The following is a 20002-nucleotide window of genomic DNA, read 5'->3' on the forward strand; positions in this document are numbered from 1 at the left end:
GGTCAGCGTCGGCGTAGGTACCGCTGAAGCGGAAAAGGCATTCGGTACCCTCAATCGCGTGTTCCACAAGCAAGGCAGGTAGACTCTCAGGTTCCGTGGAATCCTTTCATTCTGTGCTTATGGTAAAGCGGACATTCACTGTATCCCAGAAGGGTTTGCCAATCGGCAGGCCCTTCTGTTTTTTGGAGCTTTAGAAAAGGAAAGTTTCAGGTGAGTTGCAGGGGGCTCACGATTCCTGCGGATCCATGCGAAATTATGAACCTGTCCACCGAATGAATCGGGATGGAAATTCTTGCCGCTAATTTCCAAAAGCCGCTGGCCTGAATCTTTTCTTCCTCAATGAAACCTTCAAGGCTGAAGAAATCCATCAACCCGATGTCAAAGCTTGTCGATTTTAACGATGAGTAGAGGTGTCTCTTACAGGCAACCGGAGAACCGGCAATTCTCGCCTGTTCTTTCAACGAGTCGGGAGCAAGGCTCATGGCCTGGTTCAAACGATACCCCACAGTGATTCGACGGTCTGTGAATCGATCATTCGTGAGAAAACTGTTTCTCCTCGCTGCCATCGTTACCGGCAACGAATTCTGCGGCGTGATCGCACAGGCACAAGAGGTTTCTGTTCTCAGTTCGATCCGGGAACCTTTTGCACAAGAAGCTGAGCAGAATTCAATAACTGAAAAATCGACTCCACTTCTGTCATCACCCATTACTCCCTCTGCAGCTTCCCAGATTCAGCCGGCTCAATATCTGGTTGATCCTGCGACAGACTATCAGTCGGCCTCATTTGATCCTTTTGACCCGTTGATTGAATCTGACATCGGGCAGAATTATTCGATGATGGCGTATCAATCGCTGGCCAGTCATTACGACGATCTGGCAACTGGCCCCAAGCAATATGCCGACTACGCACCCGAGGGATTCTATCCCCTCGATTATCAGGAGGCTCCCGGAGCATCCCTGTACACCAGACTAACGCCTGCTCCGGCAATCTCTCAGGATGATTTTGACCGGCTTGTCATTCGCGGCCCTGTCCCTGGTTCATTCATGGTGCCGGGCACTCCCACATCCATCCGTCTGAGTGGATTTGTACGCATGGGTGCCAATTACGACTTTCAGCCGGTTGGTACGCCGGATCTGTTTGTGACAAGAACCATTCCCGTCCCGCAGACTCCCGGGCAAAACGTGAATTACAGTGCCCGGCCCACTCGCATCAGCCTCGACACCTGGACGCCAACCACTCACAACGACTGGGTGGTTCACACGTTTGTGCAGTTCGATTTTCTCAGTGGCAATCCACCGGCTGTGGGGTCTTCCAGCAACCCCCGCCTGCGGTTTGCATTTGTCGATTACGGCTATTTTCGAGTCGGACAGGATACAACTGTCTTTATGGACGCCAGTGTTTTCCCGCGTACGGCTGATTTTCAAGGTCCGAACGGGATCGTCAACTCCCGTCAGGGGCTGGGCCGAATCACGCTTCCGGTTTCAGAGAACGTTTTCGTCGCGGCAGCACTCGAACAACCGTTTTCGGATATCACGACGAATGGACTGGGCACCAACGTTCAGGATATCCCGGATTTCACGACACATTTGCGATATCAGCGCGATCTCTGGCATTTGCAGGCGGCTGCCATCGTGAGATCTATTGGATATCGACCGACGGGAGAAGAGGTTGATCGTCGTGTCGGCTGGGGTGTGAATCTGACTGGAAGTCTCCTTCCCTGGGCGATTCTCAAAGGTGAAAATCCACTGAGAGACACTGATCCTCAACCCATCACAAGAAGTCGAGTACTGCTGCAGTTTGCAGTGGGTTCCGGGATTGGTCGTTACATTCAGGATACCAGCGGTATTGGTCTGGATGGTGCTGTGACAGCCAATGGTGGATTTGAAACCTTGGGAATTCGCAGCATGACGGCCTCCTACGAGCATTGGTGGGCAGAACGCTGGATGACCAACGTCACCTACTCGAATGTGCAGGTTGACAGCAGCAATGCGATGCCAGGGAGCAGTTTCGCAGGCTCAGACTATGTCGCGACCAGCCTGTGGTATGTTCCCGTTCGCAATGCATCCATCGGGATTGAGTACCTCTGGGGACGTCGAGAAAATCAGAATCGTGAATCGGGAACTGCCAATCGCATTCAGACGGTCTTCCAATACAACTTTTAGATTCGATCCTGCTGATTGAATCCATCTCTCCGTTCGATGTCGTCGAGAATTGAAGTACGACTTCTCTGATTGTCTTCATCCCGTCGAACGAGATCGCCCGTTGAACGTGATCGAGGAAGGCATTCTGAGCCATAGCTCAAACGCCAGCCCCTCTGGCAATCATTTCAACAAGGGCCTTCCGGAAAGTGCCATCCCGCTTTCGAAGCATCGCCACGCATGAGGAATGCACGTGACATTCAAACTTTCGATCACGTTTCTATGAGCCGAAGCGTCATGTTACCCACAGGTGATATCCCCAGAGGGGCGTCAATCTTGTTTGATTGGTATCGTCGTGAAGGAGTCGGTAAACTCTGGGTTCCAAGACGATTCTGACGACTGCTGATGATTGAAGGAGGCTGCAATGGTTCGCCGCGCATTGATTTCGTGTAGTGATAAGACCGGACTTGTGCCATTTGCGCGGCGGCTGGAAGTTCTGGGATTCGAAATCCTCTCCACAGGCGGCACTGCCAAGACCCTCACTGAAGGTGGGGTCCGAGTCACGGATGTCTCAGACTACACGCAGTTCCCTGAGATGATGGATGGTCGGCTCAAGACGCTGCATCCTCGGGTTCATGGTGGACTGCTCGGCCGCCCTGATCTTCCTGGCGATCGCCAGTCCATGGAAAGCCATGGGATCACTCCGATCGAACTGGCTGTCGTGAATCTTTATCCCTTTGTCGAAACCATCTCCAAGCCAGGAGTGTTGGCACAAGAGGCAATTGAGCAGATTGATATTGGCGGACCATCGATGGTCCGTTCCGCTGCCAAAAATCACGCTCACGTCTTGATTGTCACCACACCAGATCAGTATGACCGCGTGGCAACAGCGCTCGAGCACAATTCCGTATCACTCGAATTCCGCCGTGAGCTGGCCGCAGCGGCCTTCGAAATGACAGCTTTGTACGACCGAGCCATTGCCGATTACATGAAGGGGCTGCTGACGGATTACGATTCGGAAGGCCCCGAAACAACCTTCCCTCGCAAACTGGCATTGCAGTTCCAGCGCCACGCAACATTACGTTATGGCGAAAACCCTCATCAGCAGGCCGCCATCTACCACGAGACCAGCCCTCACCCAGCGACTTTGGCAAAAGCCGAGGTTCTTCACGGCAAAGAGCTTTCTTTCAATAACTATCTGGATCTTGATGCCGCCATGCAGATTGTGCGGGAGTTCTCCAAGCCCGCCGTTTCAGTCATCAAGCATAATAATCCCTGCGGCTGCGCCATTTCGGAGTCAATCAGTGAAGCGTATGTGCAGGCTGATGCCTGTGACCCGGTGAGTGCATTTGGATCGATCCTGGGATTCAACCGCACCCTCGACCTGGCCACTGCCGAGGAACTTTGTGCTCCGGGACGATTCATCGAAGCGATTATTGCCCCCGGTTACGAGCCAGATGCATTGACCATGCTCACCTCGGCACCCAAATGGCGACACAGTGTTCGCCTCTTGAAGAGCCCCGCTCTCATTGATTCACGCCCACGGCAACTGGAGTACCGCAAGATCACGGGAGGTCTGCTGGTTCAAGAGCAGGATGATCGGCCTGAACAAACTCATGAATGGCGTGTGGTGACATCAAGAACCCCCACTGCGATTGAACGGGCAGATCTCGAGTTCGCCTGGGCCGTCTGCAAACATGTGAAAAGCAATGCGATTCTGCTTGCCAAAAATGGAGCCAGCGTCGGTGTGGGAGCCGGCCAGATGAGTCGCCTCGATTCAGCCCGAATTGCCTGCGAAAAAGCAGCCGATCGATCACGAGGTTCGGTCGCGGCCTCAGACGCCTTCTTCCCGTTTCGCGATGGAGTCGATCAACTGCATCATGCCGGGATTACGGCGATCATTCAGCCAGGCGGCTCCAAGCGAGACGAAGAGGTCATTGAAGCTTGCAATGAATATGGCATTGCGATGATCTTTACGGGCCGTCGTCACTTCCGCCATTAGGCATATCGTCGATCGTTCGTCAAAGTGTATCGACCTGATGAATACGCAGTGGCGTCGGGGGCTGCTCCATATCATTTCGTCGAATGGTGCGACGCTTGGCGGGTGCTGGAGCACCCAGCCATTGACGGCTGAGTTTAAGCAGATGTGTCGAGAGACGGGGGCTTCGAAAATTCGTCAAACGACTCGTCCAACTGACTCTGGCTCCCCAGTTACCGACACTCGACAGGAATTCCTCACGAAAGAGAGCCGTATCGTCCCCATATTCGGGAAGCTCCAGCAGAATCTTCCCCAACAGCCATGATCTGGCAGCCTGCTGGCTGGCTGATCGTGCAGGAGAAATTGCGAGCACTTCATATCGGCCTCCGTGGTGATGCCCAATCACGACGGCCTCGATCAATTCACCTCGACTGGCCACTGCGAGATCCAGCATTCCCAGCTTTGCAGCCCCTTCGACACAGCCTCTTAAGTAGGGCACGATTGAATCATCAAACTGGCTCTCGACACGTTCCCAAAGTTGACGGGTCGCGAGTGTGGATTCTTCCGGACGATGCCGCTCGATTTGCAATGAATCCTGGGCCGCTCGACTGACTTCGATGATTTCAAGATCGCGATGAATGTAGTTCGCCCAGTGTTGGTAACAATCGGTTGAGAATGAGGCAAATCTTTGCCAGTGAGTATGACTGACTGGTGTGCGTGCCAGTCGGCAGGCACTCAGGCATCGATCCAGCATTCCGAGATCATCCGGGAGATACCGCAAGTCGAGAATATCGAAGTCATTCGACGCGTGGAGAGCTCGAAATGTGGGAAAGAGTGTGCTGGTGATATTCCTGCCAATCGGTCGATATCCAACCCCCCAGCTATCCAGCGGCCATGTCAGTAACCGGACATTTCCCCAGTGAGTGGGCACATTCTTAAGGATCAACGGCGCAAACCCAACGGGTTCATCACCGAACATGACGACATGGCATTCGAGAAACTTGTCGTGGCCAAAGCATTTCCAGTAACTTTCGAGCCACTCCAGAGACTGCGTGAACTGTGCCCGCGGATCTTCCTGTATCAGCCGAGTCCAGGCCTCGCGAAAAGGTTCCAGATGTTCGAGTTCGGTGACAGGAATCACGTGATACATGTTGCTAAATCTCCACGACACAAGGTTCAATAGGGGAGATCGCAAGGGGTGTACCAGAATTCTGGCCAGACGATATCTGTTCGGTTACCTTTCAACACTGCAAGAATTAGATCTCATCAAAAGGCGAAATCCTGCGAATTGAGAGGTTTAATGTGCGTTTGATAGGGAATTCAAAACTCTGAGCGGTTTTTTGAAAGATGAACTGCATACCAGCATGTTGCCAGAAATCACCACACCTGGTGTGCATGTTTCAATTCAGCAACATTCGCCACGGTGTTTTTCGATGAAGCTGACTCTTGTTCAACAACCTGCCCTCGCATTGGATTTTTCACGATTCTTTGCCGAGTTTAGAACTGGCATGTCCATAGCTGATGTGATGCAGTTGCCCGTGTACGAAGGGAATCGCCGCTCTACAGCCCGGGATTGGCTCGCTTTTGAAGAGGGGAATCACGACTCCATCGAATTGAAAGGAGATTTGAGCCGATGTGATGGATTGGGTCATCAATGGTCGCAAGGTGAGCTGGTCATCCATAGTCACTGTGGCAGTTTCACTGGCTCAGAAATGTCTGGCGGCCGAATGATCATTCATGGCGATTGTGGAAATGATTGCGCCGCGGCCATGAGAGGAGGACAGCTTTTTGTTCTTGGTAACGCAGGAGATCGATTGGGTGGGCCACTTTATGGAGCCATGGCTGGTATGCAAGGAGGAGAGATCCTGGTCGCAGGAAAGACCGGGCGTCATACAGGTCAGTTCATGCGGCGAGGCTTAATCGCGGCGTGCGGCACAATAGGAGCCCAGGCAGGCCACGGTGCCATTGCCGGTACCATTGCTACGATGAAAGGATTCGGACAGGCATCTGGGTTCGAACTTAAGCGTGCGACACTGATTTCGATGTCACCTTTACCAATCAATGCTTCAGCCGACGCGACTTCGGCACACCCGCTGAATGCTGCCGGTTCGTGGCGTTATGCAGGGCTGATTTCATCGAACTATCTCAATCTACTCTTTCGACGACTGAATCGGCTCTATTCGCAACTTGACCATCAATTGGCCGAACAATGGTCATTCCACGAACAGAAGCCGCCCATGTTTGATCGATATCTGGGTGATCAACGATCGATTGGTCGCGGTGAATGGCTGATCGCTCGTCAAACCTGACGGCTATCGAATGGCTTTGACCAGCGACCTGCGGTTCAGATAATCGATCAGGGTTTCCGCAACGGGAATTCTTGTATCCATCACAATGTGTTCAATGCGATTTCGCAGGCACATCTGTTTGAAATTCTCAAGATACTCATTGAAGGCAGCCAGATACTCACGCCGCACATCTTCCGTCTGAGTGAGATATTCTTCCGGAAGTTCAAGCCCCTTGAATTTCACCATTCCCGTGAAGTCGAAAGCGACTTCATGGTGGTGAAGGACATGAAATAACACGACTTCGTGATTGTTGTAGCGCATCCGCTGCAGGACAGGTTCCAGCGATTCGACATCTGTCAAAAAATCACTGAAGATCATGATGATTTCACGACGCGCAAAACGGCTGTTGAGTTGCGACAGACAACTGGCCATATCGGTCTTGTCAACGGCATCGCATTCATCCAGATGACGGGCCATACGTATGATTTGTGACATCGAATTGCCGGCAGGAATCGAGCCGCGAACGCGATTATCAAACGTAGCCAACGAGACTTTGTCGTTCTGCCGGACAATCGAATAACCCAGAGTCGTTGCCAGTTGGGCTGCGTATGCAAGTTTTTGTTCGAGACCGTCGCCATATCTCATCGAAGCACTGATATCGAGAATCAGATGGGCAACGAAGTTCGTCTCCATCTCGTACTGCTTAATGAAGTAACGATCCCGCTTGTAGTACAAACGCCAGTCAATGTGCCGGACATCATCACCAAGCACGTACTCCCGATGGCTGGCGAACTCAACAGCGAAGCCACAAAGGGGAGATTTGTGAGCACCGGCAAGATTGCCCAGCACCATCCCCCGCGGCTCAATGGTTCGATCCGCCACTCGACCGAGTGTTTCCGCATCGAGATAGCGGGATAAGAGACTGCCAGCCATGGGCCATCCTCAAAGAAATGCAATTCGACGAACCGTTGACACTACACCGCGACGGCTGCTGGTTTGGAGTATTTTCGGTCAGCCGGGATCTCTTCGAGCAGCATCTCGATCAAACGATCGCTATTGATATCCGCAGCTTGCGCAGCATAATTCGGTGCAATTCGATGACGCAAAGCGCCCCGTGCGATCGCCTGAACATCAGCCGTTGTCGCATGATATCGACCGTAAAGGACGGCTCTGGCCTTTGCACATGTGACTAACGTGATCACGCCGCGCGGGCCGGCACCCCAGTTGACCCACTTGTTGACAAACTCGCGAGCCTCTTTGGAATTGGGCCGGGAACCGCGAACAAGAGCCCAGGCATATCCCAGCACCTGATCGCTGACGGGAACTCTTGTAACGAGCTTCTGAAACTCAACAATATCGGCGGCAGTCATGACAGGTTCGATAGTACCCATTTCACCTGAAGTGACTCTTCGGGCGACCTCCCATTCGTCAGCCGCCGACGGATAATCGACGCGAATATGCAGCAGGAATCGGTCAAGCTGTGCTTCCGGTAAAGGATAGGTGCCTTCCTGCTCGAGCGGATTTTGAGTGGCCAGGACAAAGAACGGATTGGGCAGCTTGTGGACTTTTCCACCCGCAGAAACCTGCCGTTCCTGCATGGCTTCGAGCATCGCGGCCTGTGTTTTGGGAGGAGTTCGGTTGATTTCATCCGCAAGAATCATGTTGGCAAACAGTGGCCCGGGCAGAAATCGATACTCGCGCTCACGCGTCTGCAGATTCTCCTGAATGATGTCAGTCCCGGAGACATCGCTGGGCATTAAATCGGGAGTAAATTGAATCCGCTTAAACGACAGATGCAGGGCCTGTGCTAACGAGCTGACCAGCAGGGTTTTGGCGAGACCAGGCACCCCTTCGAGCAAGGCATGCCCGCGTGCAAAGATTGCCACCAGCACCTGCTCAATGACATCACCCTGCCCCACGATCACCTTGGAAAGTTCATCACGAAGTTTGTTATACGACTGCTCACAGCGCTGCACGGTGGCAAGGTCATCAGAGTTCTGGATTTCACTCATGCGATAAGGCCTTTGATTCTGTATCCAACAATCTGGTGTTTGATGAAATGCACGGTGGGAAACGGCCAAAGAGTCAATCAGTCCTTACTCTCGAAGTAGCGTTTCAGCTTTTCTTCGTAAGCTCGCGGAGCTTTCTGTTGACTGTTTGCTCGAATGGCATTTCTCAATTCCGGGGGAAGCTTGGCAAACCACGGTTGCTGTTCGACGGGTCGTGTTCCACCTGAACTGTCGCCTCCCGCCACTTTCGCTGCCTGAGCGGGAGGCACTTTTTCAGCATCAGTGGGAACTTCTCCATTCGACTTGGGGCCTTGATTCTGAGTACCCTCCCCCTGTTGTACCCCTTGAGCAGAAGTGGATTGCGCGGAACTGGCATTCGAAGCCTGGTTCGACATGGCTGCGGATTCAGGGCTGGGAGTTCCCGGTGCATCTCCGGTGGCTTCAGCCAGAGCATTCTGGCTGTCATTCATCGCTCCCGATTCAGCAGATGCCAGATCGGCGAGAGCGGCATTCAAAGCTTCCTGGGCTGCACTCCCCGCCATCATGCGGGCGGTGATTTCTGGTGAAGAGGGTACGAAATCACTTCCCAGATCATTCGGATAAGCACCTTCGGTTGAAGATTTCTCAGAACCTTTTCCGGGAGCACCCTGTGATTGAGCCGGGCTGGCTTTCCCGGAGTTTTGACCTGGAGTCTGGCCAGCGGGACTATTGTTCTCGCTGGCAGAAGCCTGAGCGTTACCAGCATCTGCCGGTTGACCAGCCGTTGAATTGTCCGAAGGAGAGGATGGCTGATTCGAAAGTTCACCAGCAAGTTCTCCGGCGGATTTCAAAGCTTCTTTAAGTGCCGAGTTTCCGACCGCCTGCTGTCCAGATAAACGAGACACTGCTTGACCAGTGGCCCGCTGTGCCTGGGCAAATTTTTGAGTGGCTTTGGCCAATTCAGCCGCGTTCATACCAGGTGAAGCAGAACCGTCCTCTGCCGCCTGTTGGGCCATTTGCCGCTGATCATTAATCTGCTGGGCAGCCGCCTGTTGGGCTTTGGACTGGTCGGCAATCGCCTGAGCAATGGCGGCTTCCTGCCTGAGTTTCTGCTCAGCCGCAGCCAGATTCGCAGCAGCTCTCGCCAGATCGGTTTCTACCTGATCCCGTGTTTGTGCCAAAGCTTTAGAATCGGATAATGAAGGCGAATCTCCATTTCCTTCCTGAGGCATTGCGGCCTTCGTCGAACTGGGTTGACCTTTTGAGGTTCCCTTAGCCTCCTGATTCGCTTTTGATGAATTGGCTCCCTGCGCGCTGTCGCTATTCGATGGATTGGATGGCGATGAATTGGCACCCGGTTGAGAGGTGTCTGCAGAAGCTGTTTGCGCAGATTTCTGGGGAGAGTTGGATTGATCAGCGCGATCTGGACCCTGAGTCTGTGCCTCTGGGCCTTCTCCCTTTGAAGCCATGGCTTGACGCGAAGCTTGTGAAGCAACTTCGTCACTTTCATTCGCAGCTTGTGCCAATGCCGCTGCCGCCGCTTCATCGATTTCAGCAGCTTTGGCAACGAGATCACCAGCCTGATCGGCCGTCTTGGCCAGTTGACTGGCCTGTTCTGCCATGGCCTGTTTGAGCGCCTGCTTCAACGAACTTTGAGCTGCTTGCATTGCAGCCAAGGCTTCCTGCTGATTCTGGGAAGCAGCCGCTTGATCACCCTCTTCAAGCTGACTGGCGGCTTTCTCACCAGCAGCTTTCGCTTCTTGAAGTTCCTGCATTGCCGCTTGCGGTGCAGCGTTCATTTTGTCGCCAGAATTGGCGGCTTTTTGTATGGCTTTTTGCGACGCCTCAATAGCACGATTCGCCGCTTGCTGATCCTGTATGTTACCGCTGTTCGCTGCTTGACTTTTACCCATTTGTTTTTCAGCGGCCTGATCGCGTGAAGCTTGTGCCTTCTGACGAGCGGTCTCTTGTGCCTGTTGCATCTGCTGGCTGGCTTTCTGCTGTGCTTCAGCGGCCTGTGTCGCTTTCGATGATGCCAAAGCCTGTGCGGCAGCTTCCGCGTTGGAAGCTGCCTGAGAGAGTTGTTCCTGCAGGCCAGTTTCCATCGGAAGTTCTTGAGCAACACGACTGGCTGCCGCCTTGAGCTGATCAGCAATTTCCTGCTGTCTGGCCGCCTGTTCGACGCGATCTGCCGCTGTGAGAGCGGGGGCAGTCTCAGTTTCGGATCTGGAAGTCGCCTTACTGGCGGGATTGGCCTCGCTGGCTTTCTGCATGGCTTGGGAAAGTTGATTTAACTCCCGTTCGACAGCACTGGCTGTCGCCGCTTCTTTCAGACCACTGGCCTTCAACTGAGCTTCAACGGCATCGCTAAGCATTTCCTGAGCTTGAGCAATCTGCTCAACAAGATTGGAACGAGCTTCCATCTCCTGGGCGAGAACCTCTTCAGCAGCGGCTTTGACCTGAGCAGCTTCATCAGCAGCCTGTTCACTCAACTTCGCGAGAGCTTCTGCCTTTTTCTGGACATCATCTCGTAAAGCATTAGCTGCTTCTGCAAGTTTTTGGGCAGCGTTTTCAGCGGCCTGTCCCGCTTTCTCGAGTGACTCTTTACTGGAAGGATCGTTGGAGCTTTGACTCTTAGCCTGATCGAATTGCTCCGCCGACTTCTGAGCAGCAGTCTGAGCTTGCATGAGTGCCGCTTGTGAAGCGACATCCGCTTCCTTCGTTGATTTTTCAATCAAATCGGCGACATCGGCGACATCTTTCGCTCGCTCCGCCAATTCTGTTGCAGCCTGCCCTCGCTCAGCTTCAGAGGTCTTGGCCAGATCCTGTGCTTTCGCTGCGATGGCACGTTCTTCTGAAGCAGCCCGTTCCAGAATCTCGGCAGCACGGGCGAGTTCTCCGATTTCCAAAGCGGCGGCTTTTCTCTCGGCAGCCGATTTTTCCCGCTTGATGGTCGCCTGCGCTAATTCCAGAGCACTCTTCGCTTCAGTGAGTTCTCCGGCGTTGAGTTCGCTCGCTGGTTTGGCGGCCACGGCGGTTGTTTCGGCAGCCATTTCGATAGCGGCATCGACATTCGGAGGTAACTGGCCGATTTCCTTGGCCTGCTGTGTCTTTTCTTTTGCCTGGGTTGCTGCTTCCACTGCACTTTCGGGAGTTCCCGCAGGTGCTTCAGCGACCTTTTCCAAGGCTGTTTCAATTTGTGAAGCCGCATCATTGATCAGTTTTTCGGCCTGTTCGAGCCGGGCGACATCGGCTTTTAATTCGGCTGCCGCCTGATCGGTCGCTGAACTGGCGGCTTGACGAGTCAATTCCGCCTCAAGTGCCGACAATCGACCAATCACCGAATTTTGTGAAGCAAGTGCAGAGTTTGTCTCATTTTCCAGCAGCTTGGCAGTAGCTTCAAAAGCAGCCTGTGCAGCCGCTTCGACGTGCTCCTGTGCAGTGCGGGTTCCGGTGATCTCGCTGGAAAGAGCTGCCACCTTCCGCTGGAGAGCTGATTGCTGATTGACGATTTCTTCGGGAACTGGCTCGCCTTGATCAAGTTGAGCCACCTGATCCCGCAAAGCCTTTTCGGCTGCCAGCAGCTCTCTGACTTTTTCAATCGTCTGTTGTTCGCGGGAGTCGAGAAGCCCTTGAGTTCGTTCGATCACACGCAACAAATCCTGCAGCCCTGCAATGACCAGAACCTGCTGATGACTGGCGACTTCATAATCTGCATCGCGAAGATTTTTTTCGGCCTGATCGAGATGTTTGCCCACCTGCTTTTCTGACAATATTGCAATTCCAGCAGTTGCGCCCTCGCCAATTGTGCCCCCCCAATTGCGGACATCTGAAAGTGTCCCCACAAGTTGCACAAAAAGACCACCCACATCCCGCTGATCCTCACGAGTACGAATCGCCAGGCTTTCCTGGAGAGTTTTCGATTCTTCAGGAATACGAACGGTCTGTTCCTGCACAGTGGTCTGATGTTTGATGAGCCGCTTGACCTGCTCGGCCAGCTCTGCCGACTTGAGCCTGCGCAGAAGATTCTGCCGCTCGGCCGAGAGACGGATCACGATGTTGCGAATGGTTTGCCGGGCTTCGATAAAGCTGGCTTCCCGTTCTTCGGAATTTAGATCCTGAGCGTCTGCCAATTGCTGAACGACCTGTGCCATCTCGGTATCGACAAGATTACCGATGTTGCTGTGCATCACCTTGATGTCGCGATAGACCGAAATCTCCGTAAGGCCGTTTTCTTCGAGTTGTCGAAGTTGCACATCCAGGACGCTGGTTAACAGGTCGCGTGCCATGGCACGGGCACGCTGCTGATCATCCTGCTTTCGCCGCAGCATCGCGCCGTCGATCGAAGGGGGAGCAGCTAGAGCCGGGGCTGTAAACCAGTCAGCGACGACCCCATTACTGGCCACAACCAGCAAGAGGCTCAAGCCATGACGAACAAAGACGCGATTGAACAGTGACTTCGACTCGTTCACTTGGTACCTCCAATTCCCAGTTCGCGCTGGATAATGGCATCGAGTTGTCTGGCTGACTGCTGATCGGTTTCGAGTAATCCGGCGAGAATGCCACTTTGATCAGTGACCTGAAATGTAAGTGGCTCACTGCGTCCAACCTGTGAAGGGAGATTTCCCCGCTCATCTTCAGCTTCGACGATGACACGCACTTCGTCACCTTTGGCCAGCCCGAGGCCACTGAGATCGAGAGCGGTCTGCCCTCTTTGCAAAGAACTCTGATCTTTCAGAAGGACAGGCTGTTTGATCGCGCGTTGTTGACCAGATTCCGTGGTGGCCGTCACGTGAAGTGAGACAGTTTTGAGAGCGTAATCATCAGTCGCCCCCCAGGTGATGACGGGAGACGCCTGCGGAAGAATCAGCTTGCTGATCGCCACTGCAGCGACACGCGGTGGTTTATCGAGTTTGATCCGCAGCATTCCCGTCACAGGTTCGGCCAGTTTCAAACCATCAAGATCTTCGACATCCAGCTGAAAGGTCAGATTTTCTTTCAGAGTATCCAGGGGTGAACCCGGATCTGTCATCCAGTGCGTAAACCCTGTTGGTAGTGAACTTGAGGAACTCGACACCTGAGACGGTGAGGTGACTTTCGAAGAGTTCTTATCGACGGGTGAAAGATCAAAAGGTTGCCCATTGATCGTCATCGTCACTTTGCGTAAGGCCTTAACTGAAGAAATGTCGAGTGCCACCTTTGAGCCTTCGAGGACAGAAACCTGCAGCTGCCCTCGCGCTGGTGGACGATTGCCTTCTTTGAGACGGGTATATTCTGGTTGTTCGACAAGAACCGAAACCTCGACGACGGGGCGCATGATCAAGTCGATTATCAATGGCTGGCTCTGGGCATCTCCGGCACGAACGATCCCTCGAACCGATTGTCGAAGTTCAGGAATGACGGCGCCATAAGTTTTCAGCTTATGATCAGCACTTTGGCTTATGGAAGCCTTGGCATCAGCAGGCTGGTGATTCTTCAGACCATCCGCTTTGAGTTCGACAATCAGGGATTCACCAGGAGCAGCCTGCATCTCCCAGGTAGCGATATGCGGATCTTCACCGGAAGTCTGCACTTCGATGGCAAGTGGTTCCCCTTCCACAATACGGAAGAGGCCTTGTTGATCAGCCGTTTTCCCATTAACGCGAATCCATTCGATCTGTGTGCGAGTCGGATAGCTCTCATGACTTAACAGGAGACGACTGAAAAAGACTCTCGTTGCCTGAGGAGCGAAGACTGCCAGTCCGCTCCAGATCAGGAGTCCACATAAAGCTGCCAATAAACTGTTTCGAAGAGGTTGCCACGAAAATCCGTCAAAGACATTCAGTGAAGGAGTAAACTCATCGACATACTCGACGACAGCTCGTGCCAGTTCTCGTGAGCCATAACGCCGCTGAGTGGGGTTAGCGAATTGCAGAGCAGCGACCAGATCACTTTCGATCTCGTGCTGCTTTTCCACCTGTAATGCCAGGGATTCGAGATCTTCCCAGTTCTTCCACGCAGGAATGACGTAGCGAATCATGAGCGCGAGCAGAAGCGTAGCCACAGCCAGACCTGAGACAAGTCTGGCAACCAACGACAAGCGGAATGAATAATCCACAGCAAAGAGAAGCAGGCCCACCACTCCTGCCAAAGTGACGAGATACAACGTGGCGCGCAGACCGCTGCGAAGCCACTTCCGGCTCTGCAAACGACGGAGTTCGTTCGTCAGCAAACTCAGTGGTGTTGCAGAATTTCTGACGGACACCGACGGATTCAATTCGAGAATCGAATCGTCGCCGGGATGGGGAAAGGGAGTTGAACTCATGGCAGGTTCACTCCTTTTCTAATGGCCCATTCGAGGCTGAGTAACGTGACAATCAAGCCGAGGCAAAGCCAGGTAGCCCAGATCGGAAGAATCACAACCTGTTGAGCCTGGAATTGCGGCGCTCTGATTTCTTGAGCCAGTTGATCGAGTTCGTTCAATTCGCAGGCTTTGCCACCGGTTTCTGTTGCCAGAGAGGTCTGAAGTGCGCTGTTCCTGACGGCTGAACGTCGTTCGGCAGATGAAGACGCCACATGAAATGAGGTCGAAACCGATTGCTTCTCAATGGGGTCAAAGATCGTTAACTGGTGTTCTCCCCCTTGTGTCACCTGCAGCCTGGTTTCAAAGACGCCTGGCTTCAAGGCAGGGATCAATAGCTGCTGAGGTTCCAGGCCGGGAGTTTCCAGATTACTCAATTCGGAACTCAATCGACCATCAGGGATCTGGTCTGCCCCAAGAGGATTGAAGTTCTGATCGTACGCTTCGACAGTCACGACAATCTTTTCATCGGCGCGATAGCGGGATTTATCCGTCCGCACGACAAATCGTTTCTGATTACCGACAGCATGACTCAACCCTAAACGGTGAATGAGTTGACCCCAGAATTGGCGGTAATAAGCCTCGCCATAGAGACGGCGCAGACGCCACATTTCGTTATGGGCGATGTAAATCACTTCGCCCCGTCCATACTTGCGAATTGCAATCAATGGCTGATGGGTTTTTCCATCCGCACAAAGAGCCGTGGGGTGTTCTGCCAATACAGTTGTCGAGCGTGGTTCGACTCTCAAGACAGGCTGGTACCAAGGTACCTTACCCAGATTTGCCCACGCCCGGCGATCTTCTTCGGCCGTTTGTCCTAATCGCATGAAGTCGAACTGACGGGCCAATGGCGTCAGTTTCATCGCGAACTCCTCGCGATCATCGAGACGGCCATCGGGATCGACGACCACAGGGAGCATGTCGGCCAAGGGTGTTTGAGCCAATTCCCCCGGACCAAAACGAGGCCCAGCCATCACGACCAGACCACCTCCAAACTGACCGACAAATTCTCGTGTCAATTCGCAGAAGCGACTGGTCAGCGAGGCTGCCGGCATATCTCCCAGAAAAATCACATCCGTCTGAAAGAACTCATTGCGAGGAAGAGTGAGCGAAGGAAGAAAGAGATCATTGGTCTCTCGAACGACAGGATCGGCCGAGCGAAGATAAGTACGAAATCCCCTCATCCCCACGAGACGGTCTCGATGGAAGACTTCCTTGATGAACCGCCATTCCCAGGTCGGTTCGTACTCGACAAACAGCAGTCTGAGGAAATCATCGATCACGTTGACGTCTTTCGTGACACGATTGTTTTCGACAACTGTCTCACCAGGGATTGCCTCGACTTCGGCAACGAAGACCATCCGTCCAGCCTGATCGGGCAAGTAAGGAAACTCCACGGGGACACTGGCCGACGAAAGGCGAATCTGTTGTGACCCGATCAGACTCGGAGGAGTTTCTCCACTGGCAGGCTGCACACTCAACTTCACCTGAACTGATTCGCCCTGGTTTTCGCGTTGCCTGACTGTCACCACGACCGTCGATGTTTCTGCCTTCTTCATCGTCGGAGGAACGAGCAAATCGACAGAAAGATCTCTCGCTGAAGTTGGCCCGACACCCACGGCATAGACCGGAACATTGAGCCGCCTGGCGGCGGAAACAGCATTCGGGCCAGAGTTCTGATCAAAGTCACTGACGACGACCAGCCCCGCCAGATGATCGGTCGAATACCTCCTCGCCAGATCGTCCATCGCTGCTCCATGGGCAGAAACCTCGCCCTTGGTTTCCCACAGTTTCAGTGAACTCAACAGGTGATTGATAGAGTCCTGTTCATCGCTTTCGCCTGAACCCAGGAGGCCAGCGAGAGCCATGGAGTTCTTTACGGCAGTCGAGTCTTTCTTTTCCGCAGACAGGACACGCACACCCTGATGATCGACCATAGAAAAGAGTCGAATACGAAACTTCTCAGCCAGTTCCTGAACAGCCTTTCCACCGTCCTTCTCCAAGGCCTGACGGACTCGTTCAGATCGAGACAACAGTGGCTGAGACGTGGGACCAGAGCCTTCGCTGGCACCAGTGCCTTTGGTCATGGGAACGTCTGGTTCCACCTCATTTTCGTCAGTGATTTCCATGCTTTCACTGCCATCCAGCAGCACCCAGAGCCATGGTTTGGGGTAACTGATAAACTTCAGCTCCAAAATCGGCTCTGCAAGAATGAGTACCAGTAAAGCCAGTACGAGAGCACGAATCGCAGCCAATAGCCCTCTGGTCTTCGACCACTGCCCGCCTTGAAAACAGAGATAATAGAGACCACTCAGCATCGCAGCGGCAGCCAGCAGAACGATGAGCAGCCAGCCATTTTCCTGCACCCAGGGAGCAGCGAATGAGATTCTCCCGCCGGAAAGTTCATTTAGATTTTCGATCCCCAGAAGCTGTCCCAACCACTTCATCATGGCTGCGCTCCTTTCCTTCCTGAGACCGTTCGCCGCGAAGCAACAAACATCTCGAGGAGCAAAGACGCAATCATCAATCCAATGGCCAGTTGCCATAAGCTCTGTCCACGATGGCTGCCACCCGTCAGCAAAGGTTTCTCCCCTGCTGCAAGAACACGGACACGTGTTGATGCAACCAGCTCGGCGAGTTCATCTGTCGGTAATGTTTCGAGACTGGATTCGATCGCAGGGGCACTGACAGCGACAGAATAAATGGCCCGCTTTTCAGTCCCGGAAGCGGTCGATTGATTACCCGTTTGAGAATCATCGCCAGAAGTGCTCGCCTCAGGAGCAGGATCTGCAGATGCGTCGCTTCCTTGTGACTGAAATTCATAGAGCCCCGACATGACTGGCCGTCGCACAATGTAGCCATAGACATCGGAACTCAAGGCCTCCACAGAGACGACATTGACAGATCCTTCGGGCCGTTTGAGAAGCAGAGAATCGCTGGTCGTGGGAGCTAACCACTGGATGCGGGAGCCGGCTTCAAAATTTCTTTGCGGCAATGATTGAGACGCCATCTGTGTGAGGAGTCGATGGTACATGAACATCGCTGGTGAAAGCCGTATGAGGTTCCAGTCACTGGTGATGCCGCTGGTGCAAAAGAGGACGCGCCCATCTTCGACTTGCCGCTCAATGAGAAAAGGCAAGTTATCCGTTGAGTACCTGGCGAGAACCTGAGGCGTTTCCCGCCGAGCCAACTGAGAAAGCCGCTCATCGATTTGTGTTTTAAATTGCTGAGGTGATGCCAACAGGTTGCGGGATTGTGGTGCGGACGGTTGTGTCAGCTCCGTTGGCTTCTGCTGAATTTGATTCTGTGGGGATTGGTCGTGTTCAGTCCGTTTTAACTCCGTCAGCTTCTGAAGTTCCTGGCGAAGTGGAGTGATGGGTGCTCTCCAGTTCCACCAGTTCGCACTTTGTGCAGCCGGCAAGCGAGACTGCTGATCGGCCGATGATCCACTCCCAAGGCCGGCCTTGAACGCCAATCGCTGTTGGACAGACTGCAGGATAGCATCGATCGATTCTTGACTGGCATTCGCTTTAACGGCTTTGAAAAACAGCACCGATTCAAAAAGCGATTTGATGGCTTGAGGGTCTTCGCCCTCAACCTGAAACAATTCGCTGTTCAATGATTCTGAGGTGATTGCAAACGGCATGAGCTGGTTGGGCGATTCTTCCGGTGTTGTTCCTATAAACTCTGTTTCCAGAGGAAGAGGCAACAGACCTTCACCATCCAGCCAGGCATCTTCCATCCAGCCACGGGGATCAAATTCGCCGCCGGCACAAATCAAAAGAGGGCCACCTTGCCGGACATATTCGAGCAGTAATTGTGTTGCGACACCGGGTCGTTCAATCCCGGCGATAACGACACAACGAGCCTGGGCGAGAGTTTCCTGATCAAGCTCATCGATGCGACGCCGGATGACCTGATAAAGTGGACGATGTGCAAACTCAGAAGTTGACCTGGGGGCCAGCAGATGCTGCAAAGCCTCGGTCTCGCCAATTTGTCCTTTGGCCGAATTGGCCTGTTCACCCCATTGATCGACAAACACAATCGGGACGGCTGTCAGCACGGGTGCCAGAATCGTACGACGATTGTCTGCCAGCAGAAGATCGGCTTCAGGAGTTTCGGAAGAGATTTCAAGTGTTAACTCGACCCATTGCGGACGCTCTGGATCGACCTGGCCATCGTAACTCCAGAAGAATTCAGCCTCGTATTGCTGATTGGGCAATAGAGGAATGACTTGATTGGCGACCTCAGTCCGGTCGGCCAGTAAGCGGGCATACACCGTTGTGGGAGCCTGATCGGCACCCGCTTCAATGCGAGCGATGATCCGGGCCGGTGTCTCGACACTGATCAAGCCATCTTCAATTACCAGGCTGGCAATATGCACATTGCCGGAATCGGCAGTTCCACAGGGAACAATCTGCACATCGGCTAACTCTTCAAAACGCTCCTTGAGAGTAGCATCTTTCCAGAGCGCCCCTTGCAGATCGGAAAAGATCACGACCCTCTTGACGGGCAGATCCGTTGAAGTTCGACTCGCTTCCAAGGCGAGTTCGGCAGCTAAACGTGGTGAGCCAATCGTATCGGCCACTCGAATCTGTTCGATCGCCTGCCGGGCATCGTCCATCGAGCGAAAAGGATCTGTCGGCCAGGAGTCAGAGCTTCCCGCCAGTGGCAGGACGGTCGCACGGCTTCCGGGTGGTAAACTGCTCAGAAACTCCAATGAAGATTTTCGAGCAGCATCCCAGCGTGTTCCACTGATGACACCCGCTCCCATACTCCGACTGTTATCGAGTATCAGGATGGCATGCACAGGATTCAGTGAGCTGGCGAGACCAGCGCCTCCTGTGTTCCCGGCTCCCAGGCTCCACCACAATCCGAGGATGGAAAACAAAGAAAACAGACTGACAGTGGCAGCAACGGCCCGTGCTTTGAATCCCTGATTGATGACCATGGCGGCCATGCCTGCCACGCCAACCAGACCTGCCACGACGAAGAAACTCGTCGCCCAGGCAGAGCCGCCAGAAATCCAGGGCCTGGCCAAGGCCACACCGAGGCAGATCAAGGCACTCATCCGCAGAATCAGCAGCAGCCAGTCTCGTAAATGCAGAATTCTTTTCTGCCGCTCGATCGCCTTGCGGAGAAAATCCATAGCGGCCCACTCGACCTGTCGAAATCGACGGCGATTGAACAAATGGATCAGCAGTGGCGACGCAGCAGCGACCAGACCAGCGATAGCGAAACTGTAAGCGTCAAAACCGAACATGTGAAA

At 53.5% G+C, this 20002-nt stretch carries 11 protein-coding genes; 3 read left to right on the forward strand and 8 right to left on the reverse strand.

Annotated features, from left to right (window positions below; all coding sequences use genetic code 11):
• Nucleotides 1–206 precede the first annotated feature (206 nt).
• On the reverse strand, nucleotides 207–482 hold the full coding sequence (locus A6X21_RS11260; protein ID WP_068847920.1) for a hypothetical protein: 276 nt from the start codon (nucleotides 480–482) through the stop codon (nucleotides 207–209).
• Here A6X21_RS11260 and A6X21_RS11265 point away from each other — a divergent pair.
• Both A6X21_RS11265 and purH read left to right on the forward strand, forming a co-directional pair.
• Nucleotides 481–2163, forward strand: coding sequence for a DcaP family trimeric outer membrane transporter (locus A6X21_RS11265; RefSeq protein WP_068847922.1), 1683 nt, complete (start codon nucleotides 481–483; stop codon nucleotides 2161–2163). The two genes, A6X21_RS11260 and A6X21_RS11265, sit on opposite strands and share 2 nt — an antisense overlap.
• A 400-nt stretch (nucleotides 2164–2563) precedes the next feature.
• Nucleotides 2564–4141, forward strand: coding sequence for a bifunctional phosphoribosylaminoimidazolecarboxamide formyltransferase/IMP cyclohydrolase (gene purH, locus A6X21_RS11270; RefSeq protein WP_013109688.1), 1578 nt, complete (start codon nucleotides 2564–2566; stop codon nucleotides 4139–4141).
• 19 nt (nucleotides 4142–4160) lie between these two features.
• Here the strand turns inward: purH and A6X21_RS11275 are convergent, their stop codons facing one another.
• Complete coding sequence (locus A6X21_RS11275; protein ID WP_068847924.1) at nucleotides 4161–5267, reverse strand: GNAT family N-acetyltransferase; 1107 nt, start codon at nucleotides 5265–5267, stop codon at nucleotides 4161–4163.
• Between the two features lie 283 nt (nucleotides 5268–5550).
• Here A6X21_RS11275 and A6X21_RS11280 point away from each other — a divergent pair, with 283 nt between their 5' ends.
• Complete coding sequence (locus tag A6X21_RS11280; protein ID WP_165603772.1) at nucleotides 5551–6426, forward strand: formylmethanofuran dehydrogenase subunit C; 876 nt, start codon at nucleotides 5551–5553, stop codon at nucleotides 6424–6426.
• Between the two features lie 3 nt (nucleotides 6427–6429).
• Here A6X21_RS11280 and A6X21_RS11285 read toward each other — a convergent pair whose 3' ends face one another.
• The 6 genes from A6X21_RS11285 to A6X21_RS11310 all read right to left on the reverse strand — a co-directional run bounded on the left by A6X21_RS11285 (nucleotide 6430) and on the right by A6X21_RS11310 (nucleotide 19996).
• Complete coding sequence (locus A6X21_RS11285; protein ID WP_013109685.1) at nucleotides 6430–7338, reverse strand: DUF58 domain-containing protein; 909 nt, start codon at nucleotides 7336–7338, stop codon at nucleotides 6430–6432.
• Between the two features lie 41 nt (nucleotides 7339–7379).
• Nucleotides 7380–8417: an AAA family ATPase gene (locus A6X21_RS11290; protein WP_068847928.1), complete on the reverse strand. Its 1038-nt coding sequence runs from the start codon at nucleotides 8415–8417 to the stop codon at nucleotides 7380–7382.
• 77 nt (nucleotides 8418–8494) lie between these two features.
• Entirely contained in the window at nucleotides 8495–12865 is a 4371-nt protein-coding gene (locus tag A6X21_RS11295; protein WP_068847930.1) for a hypothetical protein, read from the reverse strand.
• On the reverse strand, nucleotides 12862–14697 hold the full coding sequence (locus A6X21_RS11300) for a hypothetical protein (RefSeq protein ID WP_068847932.1): 1836 nt from the start codon (nucleotides 14695–14697) through the stop codon (nucleotides 12862–12864). Before A6X21_RS11300 ends, A6X21_RS11295 begins: the two co-directional genes overlap by 4 nt.
• On the reverse strand, nucleotides 14694–17183 hold the full coding sequence (locus A6X21_RS11305) for a vWA domain-containing protein (RefSeq protein ID WP_068847934.1): 2490 nt from the start codon (nucleotides 17181–17183) through the stop codon (nucleotides 14694–14696). The genes A6X21_RS11300 and A6X21_RS11305 overlap by 4 nt, the downstream gene beginning before the upstream one ends.
• Nucleotides 17180–19996 carry a BatA domain-containing protein gene (locus tag A6X21_RS11310; RefSeq protein ID WP_068847936.1) on the reverse strand — a complete coding sequence of 939 codons (2817 nt, stop codon included), beginning with the start codon at nucleotides 19994–19996 and terminating at the stop codon, nucleotides 17180–17182. Before A6X21_RS11310 ends, A6X21_RS11305 begins: the two co-directional genes overlap by 4 nt.
• Nucleotides 19997–20002 lie beyond the last annotated feature (6 nt).

This window comes from Planctopirus hydrillae (assembly GCF_001707835.1).
Taxonomy (GTDB): Bacteria; Planctomycetota; Planctomycetia; order Planctomycetales; family Planctomycetaceae; genus Planctopirus; species Planctopirus hydrillae.

What these genes read in the sequence shown, in the direction of transcription:
- A6X21_RS11265 (WP_068847922.1), top strand. Translation starts at nt 481, where the DNA reads ATGGCCTGGTTCAAACGATACCCCACAGTGATTCGACGGTCTGTGAAT.
- A6X21_RS11260 (WP_068847920.1), bottom strand. Translation starts at nt 482, where the DNA reads ATGAGCCTTGCTCCCGACTCGTTGAAAGAACAGGCGAGAATTGCCGGT.
- purH (WP_013109688.1), top strand. Translation starts at nt 2,564, where the DNA reads ATGGTTCGCCGCGCATTGATTTCGTGTAGTGATAAGACCGGACTTGTG.
- A6X21_RS11275 (WP_068847924.1), bottom strand. Translation starts at nt 5,267, where the DNA reads ATGTATCACGTGATTCCTGTCACCGAACTCGAACATCTGGAACCTTTT.
- A6X21_RS11280 (WP_165603772.1), top strand. Translation starts at nt 5,551, where the DNA reads ATGAAGCTGACTCTTGTTCAACAACCTGCCCTCGCATTGGATTTTTCA.
- A6X21_RS11285 (WP_013109685.1), bottom strand. Translation starts at nt 7,338, where the DNA reads ATGGCTGGCAGTCTCTTATCCCGCTATCTCGATGCGGAAACACTCGGT.
- A6X21_RS11290 (WP_068847928.1), bottom strand. Translation starts at nt 8,417, where the DNA reads ATGAGTGAAATCCAGAACTCTGATGACCTTGCCACCGTGCAGCGCTGT.
- A6X21_RS11300 (WP_068847932.1), bottom strand. Translation starts at nt 14,697, where the DNA reads ATGAGTTCAACTCCCTTTCCCCATCCCGGCGACGATTCGATTCTCGAA.
- A6X21_RS11305 (WP_068847934.1), bottom strand. Translation starts at nt 17,183, where the DNA reads ATGATGAAGTGGTTGGGACAGCTTCTGGGGATCGAAAATCTAAATGAA.
- A6X21_RS11310 (WP_068847936.1), bottom strand. Translation starts at nt 19,996, where the DNA reads ATGTTCGGTTTTGACGCTTACAGTTTCGCTATCGCTGGTCTGGTCGCT.